3 protein-coding genes are annotated in these 6,106 nt (G+C 52.0%); all 3 read right to left on the bottom strand.

The window, feature by feature from the left end:
• Positions 1–3: 3 nt before the first annotated feature.
• On the bottom strand, positions 4–3,264 hold the full coding sequence (locus tag BBX35_RS23520; RefSeq protein WP_141687910.1) for a hypothetical protein: 3,261 nt from the start codon (positions 3,262–3,264) through the stop codon (positions 4–6).
• Entirely contained in the window at positions 3,200–3,823 is a 624-nt protein-coding gene (locus BBX35_RS23515) for a hypothetical protein (protein WP_141687909.1), read from the bottom strand. The genes BBX35_RS23520 and BBX35_RS23515 overlap by 65 nt, the downstream gene beginning before the upstream one ends.
• 112 nt (positions 3,824–3,935) lie before the next feature.
• A complete protein-coding gene (locus tag BBX35_RS22570; protein WP_141687908.1) occupies positions 3,936–5,792 on the bottom strand; it encodes a P-loop NTPase family protein in 1,857 nt (618 codons plus the stop codon).
• Between the last annotated feature and the right edge of the window lie 314 nt (positions 5,793–6,106).

Here is a 6,106-nt window from a genome sequence, read left to right as displayed (position 1 = left end):
CAGTCACCCGCGATATGAAGCTTCCCGATTTGCATCCCGCCTGCGCTCTTCCGTGATTTGTTGTTCCATCCGTGTCGTCGTTCTATCAATCCATCGATGGACATGCGGATTTCTTGAAAGGCCCCGGAGTTCAAGCAAAAAAGCACGCTCAGCTTCAAGCTTACTGGCGAACGAGCCTGCCCACACACCTGTGCTCAATCTGGAACGAAGTGCATCTAACCTCTCCGGTCGATCCACATGGGCATCAACAAATGATATAAATGCCGGATTCCAATTGCGCGTGCTCTTTGCCCCGTCAAAGAGCTGGATCCAATCCAGAATGAACGGCATTCGCTCTTCTTTGTTCGCAAGCATCCATGGTAAGTAAATTTCAGCTGGAATGTCGTTGAGAACGCCGGGGTTTGACGGCTCTCCAATATTCGCATCGAACAAAATTTGAAGCCGGTATACAGCTCGTCCATCTGCGGCAGCTCTCGCCTCGTGGTACTTCTCCCAAACTAGGCGCGGATGCGCCGCTATGATGCGCCGGAGTATTTTTTGCGCGTAACCATCGAATGCGAGTTGAACACGGTATTCTTCAACGGAGGTTACCCTGATGATGAAATCTACCAATTCACTACTAACGTATTCATCGACATGGCCACCATTGAAGAGCTTCTCAACGAGATCGCACCAATGGTACCAGTCCATGTTTGAATGTTGCGGATTGTCAAATAAGGCGGGACTGGTCACAGATGCCATCAAAGCTCGCAACAACCGTCCTTCTTTGGGATCAGAGCGATACAAAACACGCGCAAGGAAGCCGACAGCCGCCCACGCCCCGCTCTCTTGCTTGATCAGCAATGTGTCGACCAGCAATTCAACCAAACCCTCATCAACGGTCTGAAATATATCGCTGAATGCAATAGCCGAGACTTGACGTGGTTCGACTGCATCGTCATGTACAAACTCGATTGCGCGTTGCATGAGCGCGTCATCCAGCCCGGCTGCAGCAATAAATTCGATGGATGATGCGCTTAGGCTGGGAACGCCCAGTGCGAACTCAAGGCATTCCAGGCCCTTTTTGTTGTCAGTTTGCGCTGCGCCGGAAATGACATTGCGCACAAGATTCGCCACCACGGGGATTTCGCTGTCCGCAGTAATGTTTTCTAAAAGATGCTGCAGAAGATGTTCGGGATCACCGACGTGCTTTGCAATACGGACTACAGCAATCCACCCCGAGTTTGTCGCGTTTCCCAAAAGCATGTCCAAAAATGGCAGAAAGTATGCGGATTCTTTAGGCGCAGCATCGACCAACTCGTATATTTTGCGTTCACCATAGTGATGATCGTTATCGCCCTCGCGATCATAGCATACGTCCGGATCATGAATATCCGTTCCCCAACCGCTGCTGTAATAGTGGATCTGCTCCAGCGGATCGGTGGGCACTAGTTCGTCGTAGTATGCGCGAAGCCGTTGCTGGTAGTCTTCATCAGCTTCATTCCGATCAAAATACAGCCAATCATTGACCGCGAGGGCTGCTTTATGCCATCCGGGATATGCTCTGCGCAGGCGTGTGATCATTGCCTGTATTTCATCGAGCATGTCAGCGATGCAGAAAAGACTCCTCAAATGCGAGCCAATAGTGTTTAGCGCCGTTTGGTGGTTGGGATCCTGGGTATCAATGGCGACTTCCTCCAAGCGTGACAAAGCCGCTCGATAGTAGTCGAAAATCTCCCCGTATGTTGTAGGGCGCCAGTCCTCCAGCGCTTCTCCGACGCCGATATGTTCCGAGCCACCGGACCGAGAGAAATGTCCAGTCTCGAGCATTCGACTAAGTGCATCAACACAGAGTCTTCGCACTCGTTCATCGGTATCGGCCAGTCCGTCATCCAAAACAACGAGTTTTTCTTCCGGTGCGGCCTCCGTTCCTGAAAGATAAAGCTGGTAGAGGCCGGTGAACTGACCGGAGGCATTGTTCGACCAATCTTCGTTTTCTGCAGCGCCAAGCTTTAGCAACAATCTGGCTGCCGCATCAAAGGTCTGACGGCGAAAAACCAGCTTCTCCAAAGCCCAAATAGTGTAACGCCTTCCTGTGTCAAAGGTTGCAAGTTCATCAATGGTTTTCCCCGAGAGCAACCCGTCTAGATGTTCCATCGTTGCATCAGGCGCAAGGTGGACAAAGCGGTCGAGAAGCTTTGATCCGAATTCGCTGTCCAATGCCGCCTCATCCGGCAATGCCTCGGAAAGCAGAGCGCGACCGAAACTGGACACCTTATCCGAGTGCGACACCCACCGCAGTCGTCCAACCATTCTCAGTTTCATTTCTTCACTGAGAGAGCGAAATAAATCCTCCAAGGTTCCAGCGGGGTTACCTTCAAGCCATTGATTTGCCAAGCGCATGGCAAGAGGGAGAGGTTGCACCTCACCAAAATCGCCTTGACGAAATAGAACGCCACGATCGGTAAAGCGTCTCAGTTCACCGAACATCTGCCGTCCGGTCTTGCCACAATAAGCCGCTATTTCTTCGAGTTCTTTCGCAGGTTGGTTTTCCATTCCAACGATTGTGAAAAGGCTCAAAAGTTGCAAGCTTTCAAAGGCTGATTGATCTATTTCGTGCTCGCCCCAAGCGATCCGTGAAACCAGAGTTTCGACCGAGCTCAGTTCTTCATCTCCGTCTTCCAAAGCCCGCGTTGCGAAAACCGCCATCCTTGGGAAACCTTGTGACAGGTCGCGAATGAGCGAAGCATTCTTTTTACTAACCTGCTTGTTCGTTGCCTCAGCAATTTGGCCGATCAACTCGTTTGACGCGGCATTCAGCTCAACAATCAGATTGCGGCGTATGCCTTGCGCCTTAGTCTCCACGCCTATCGTTATGAGGTGGCAGTGGGAGCCGTCCCGATGCACGATTTCATTCAGCTTCGTGTGGACTTGATCCGGACAATCATCAACTACGAGCAAGGCACGTGAGCCAGTGCCGGCAATTTCACGCGCAATGTTTAAAAGTCGGTCTTTAACGTCGTCGTAAATGCAGTAAATGATTTGGCTCTCGCTCAAGACGTCCTGAGGAGATGCAGCCTGACTTGCGATGAGCTGGTGGACGAGGCGCGTCTTTCCGTATCCCGATGGTCCGATTATTCGCACAGCGTTGCCGCGTGTGGCGAGGAACGCGGATATGACCTCCCTGATGCCATCAAAGGATTTCTCCTGCAAAATGGTGTTATCGTCGTTTTGCAGAAACTTCCGATGAGCGTCCCCAATCTTCAAAGGCTTGAAAGCCACCAAGATAGACATCTCGCAATAAAGCGTTGAGCCATAGCGCCACTGATGGATGCGTATTCGTCCATGCAGCGAGTCTGTTGCAATCGTAGATTTGAATGGAAGACAACAAGGATGGATCATTGCCCGTATCGCTGATCCCCTCCCAAATAGCTTTAATGCGGCGGTCGACGTTGGTGCCGACAACAGGCGTGGGCGTAACGATGACATAGGCACCGCTTTGAGAAATGGCTTCCTCAAGAGCGTCGTTCAATTTTGGCGCATTCGTGCCTTGTGTGGATTTCGTCTGAGTTTCAGCCTTCAACCCGGCGGGCGACGTTGTCCCTTTCTTGCTTTGAAAGATCGTGAAACGGCTGGGCAGCCAATCGGTTTCATTCGGCCCGCCCGACCATGAAACACGAGCATCATCGCCACCGTCAGCAATAGTTATCTGCGCAGGAGCCGTACCCGATCGCAGCGGAATAGAATTTTTGTGAAGTTCAGCACTGATGAGACGGCGAAGAAGATCGACGACCTGATGTTCATCCAGCCGTCCAACTTGATCAGGATTGACGTCAAAAATCATCGCAACTCTACCTTTCCTCTTTGAATTAATTCAAATAAAATGTTTTTCAATATTATTATTAATTCATCTGATGCCTCAATTATATTCAGAAAATCAAGATAAATGAAGCTTTTTAAAATTTTCGTAGATAGCTACGTGCTCTCGCCCCTCGTCCGGCTGAGTGATATCTAACGCCTAATTTTTCCAAAGCACGGGTCAATGCGCTATTCGTGTCGCGAAGATCGGCTTGCAGATCCTTCTTCGCGCCTTTGCTCAAACCCAGCTCTTTGACGAGGTCTCGAAGGTCGGTTTCCCCCGGGCCGCTGCTTTCCATGTATCGGTAGACCGGCTCAGCATAGTGCGCCTTGCCTATCTCCAATTCTTCTCCATCCAGTGAAAAGTCCCACTGAACGGTCTTGATGCCCGGCATTTCTTGCTTGATCCGGGACAAGAGATCATCGCCTAGATTGTTGCTGGGGAGAATAATGAACACATCGACTGGTGCGCAGTTTCCTTGTCCATCGATAACTTTCCGGCACCGAATCCGATTCATGGCCTGAACGATGGAGGTGGCCATGTGGCAGGTCTGAAGCGTGCGGCACAGGTGTCGACGTTGTTCGTCGTCTCCATCAAATATGGAAGTGTTGCCCTGCCTGAACGGTCGAGTGGCCATGATCAGGTCGAAAGCCCAAGTCTTGGGTAGATACGGCAATCCGAGCAAGATCGCTGCATCAAAGTCCCGCCAATCGTTCCGGCCGTTGATATGTCCCCAATGGTCGACGGAAAACTCAGCGAATGTCGTTTCGTAGCTTAACGCTTTCGCCTCTATACCCTTGTGGAGACAAAGGAAAACCCGCCTATCCTCAAGCGTGCTATTCAAAGCCTCCACCAACCGCGAGAGTCTTGTATCGGCGTTCTGACGCATGCTGTCCTGACCGACATTGGCTGCGCGTGCAACATGGAGAGTAACGTTTCGATAGGTTCGAACGCCTTCTACCCTGCTCGAGACGTTTACGTGCCTTCCTAGCAAGCCCCAGACCGGATCCTGTTCTGCTGTGGCATCAAGGATCACCGGTCCTGCGAGATGATCTGGTATCAGGAGTTTTGAAGTGTGGATGGTGAACTTGCCGGCGGTGCCGCTCCGATAGCCCCCACCCGCTCTCATGGCCTCCATGGTTGCCAGCGTCCGATCCACTCTGGCAGCAATGGTGCGTCGAGCGGTATTGTCCTCATATCCAAGGACAGCTTGATCGTGTTTTCGCTGCGCCAGATCGCGCCTCAAGCCCAGAAACTCGCTCCGGTTCGCATGCCAAGCCAAATCGTCGTCGCTGGCCCCTGTCCAGATACCAGCAGTACGTTTGATTTCTTCTGGATTTCGCTCAGAAAGTAGAATTTCAATTTCGCTGACAGTGTGAGCATCACCACGAACTCGGTTAGCGGCCCATGGAAATCTGGACTCCAAGTCTCTATCGATCATTCCCGCGACAAACCGAAAATCTTCAGCCGTTGCGCTGTAGGATTTCACAAGTTCGGAAAGGCTCTCGTCTATGATCGTAAGCAGGCGCGGGCCGCATCTCCATTGGAGAAAATGGTCAAGGCGATCCTCGCCCCGCTCAAGAACATCATCCTCTAATGCGCTGATGTAAGCCTTGTGCGTGATGACCAAAACGTCTCGCTGAGCCATCTCTTTACGTGACGCTCGCTTCCCCGAGTGGCGGGCCAGAGCACATTCGAATCCCGCAAGCCGGTTGATCGCATCCGCAATCGCCTCTGTATCAGCAACGAAGGGGCTTACGATCAGAATGCCCGTTTCGTCGAAGTCGGGCCTCAGATGCCTATTTTGCTTCGCGACGAGCGATGCATAGACACAGGCGCCCTGTGTCTTTCCGGTCCCTGTAGGCGGTTGCAGTACTTGCCATTGCCCATGCTCCTGGCCGTCGAAGCGTTTCCCCGCACCGATGAGGACAGCCCTTGAGAAGGCGTTACCCATCTCCCTCCATTGCTGCATGAGCTTGTCAGAGGAGGAGTTCTCGAGGCCTTCCCAGTGCCTCCTCATGGCTTCCGCAAAACGGATTGGCGAGATTGGTGCGGGGTTCTGTCTACCGGTCTTTGCCTTGTCTCCGGGCGCGTCTCGCTCGTCTTGCTGCATCGGTTTAACCTGACTTCCAACCATCGAATGGGTGTGCTTCTTATACCTATCTCTTTAGAAGCTCCGCCCCCATTAAATGCCACCTTCCTATGCCTTCTAACCGACTGTCTTTCATCAAGGAACAGCCCTGCAACGCTCCGCACTGCGTCCGGATC

Origin of the sequence: Stappia indica, assembly GCF_001696535.1 — a bacterium.
Lineage (GTDB): Bacteria > Pseudomonadota > Alphaproteobacteria > Rhizobiales > Stappiaceae > Stappia > Stappia indica.
Note: the sequence above shows the minus strand (reverse complement) of the source record. Positions and strands in the feature narration are given on the sequence as shown.

Coding starts and splice junctions, on each gene's coding strand:
- BBX35_RS23515 (WP_141687909.1), bottom strand. CDS start 3,823: ATGATTTTTGACGTCAATCCTGATCAAGTTGGACGGCTGGATGAACAT.
- BBX35_RS22570 (WP_141687908.1), bottom strand. CDS start 5,792: ATGGGTAACGCCTTCTCAAGGGCTGTCCTCATCGGTGCGGGGAAACGC.